The organism is Streptomyces sp. NPDC052101, assembly GCF_040680235.1.
GTDB lineage: Bacteria > Actinomycetota > Actinomycetes > Streptomycetales > Streptomycetaceae > Streptomyces.
In genome coordinates, this window is sequence record NZ_JBFAWH010000139.1 from 1 (window position 1) to 1291 (window position 1291).

Consider the following 1291-nt stretch of genomic DNA (forward strand, 5'->3'; position numbering starts at 1 on the left):
CGCGGTTGCTCAGTGCGTCGAAGTCCTCGTGGGTGTTGGCGCCGCCGGGTGGGAGGAGGCAGTCGAGGGCGCCGAGCTGGGCGAGGCGTTCGAGGTTGCGGGCGGTGGGGCGGGCGCGGTCGCGGACGTCGGCGAGGGAGCGGTAGGGGCGGCCGGCGTCGAGGCGGTCGGTCTCGGCTTCGCTGAGTCCGGAGAGGCTGGTGAGGGGCAGGCGGATGCCCCAGCGGCCGGGGGCGCCGTCGTCGATCTCGGGGTGGGCGGGGACCCATTCGACGTGGACGTGGCGGGAGGAGGCGTTGACGTCCACGGGGAGGACTGGGATGCCCATGCGGCGGGCCTCGGCGACCATGAGGCGGGCGGGGTACATGCCGGGGTCGTGTTCGAGGATGGCGGCCATGAAGGCGGCGGGGTGGTGGGTCTTGAGCCAGGCGGAGTGGTAGGTGGGGACGGCGAAGGCGGCGCCGTGGGCCTTGCAGAAGCCGAAGGAGCCGAAGGCGGAGAGGGTGGCCCAGACCTCGTCGATGACGTCGAGGGAGTAGCCGCGGGCGAGGGCGCCGGTGCGGAAGGCCTCTTCGACGAGGTGTTCCTGCGGGCCGCCGAGGAGGCGGCGGTGCTCGTCGGCGCGGGCCAGTCCGCAGCCGGTCATGACGTCCATGGTGCGCAGGACCTGTTCGTGGAAGACGGTGACCCCGTGGGGCACCGGGTGGACGAGCGGGACGGAGGGGGTCGGCACCCGGCCATTCAACCACCGGCGCCGCACGGTGACAGTGCGCCCCGGAAGGACTATGTTTCCCTCCCGTGACATTTACCTCGTCGCCGCGGGTCGGCCCGCGCCGGCCCCGCATCCGTCCGACCCAGCTCGTGGTCGGGTCCTTCCTCGTCGCCATCGTGACGGGCACCGGCGCACTGCTGCTGCCCGCCTCGTATCAGGGCCGCGCGCCCACCCCGCTGGAGGCCGCGTTCACGGCGACCAGCGCCACCACGGTGACGGGCCTCGGCGTCGTGGACACCCAGACGTTCTGGACACCCCTGGGTCGGCTCGTGATCCTCACGCTCATCAAGCTCGGGGGCCTGGGCGTCATGACGTTCACGTCGCTGCTGGGGCTGGTGATCCTCCGGCGGCTCGGCCTCACCCAGCGCCTCGACGCCGCGGCCTCCACCCGGGCCGAGGGGATCGGGGACCTGCCCCGGGTGCTGCGGGCCCTGATCCTGTACTCCACGGCCGTCGAGGCCTCGGTGGCGCTGCTGCTGAGCCTGCGCTTCTGGCTGGGCGCGGGAATGTCCCCGGGCC

The 1291-nt window shown here is 73.3% G+C and carries 2 pseudogenes; one reads left to right on the forward strand and one right to left on the reverse strand.

The window, feature by feature from the left end:
• Positions 1-733, reverse strand: a pseudogene (locus AB0L75_RS44310) (DNA polymerase III subunit alpha); the annotation flags it as partial.
• Positions 734-798: 65 nt separating this feature from the next.
• Here AB0L75_RS44310 and AB0L75_RS44315 point away from each other — a divergent pair.
• Positions 799-1291: pseudogene (locus AB0L75_RS44315) on the forward strand (TrkH family potassium uptake protein); the annotation flags it as partial.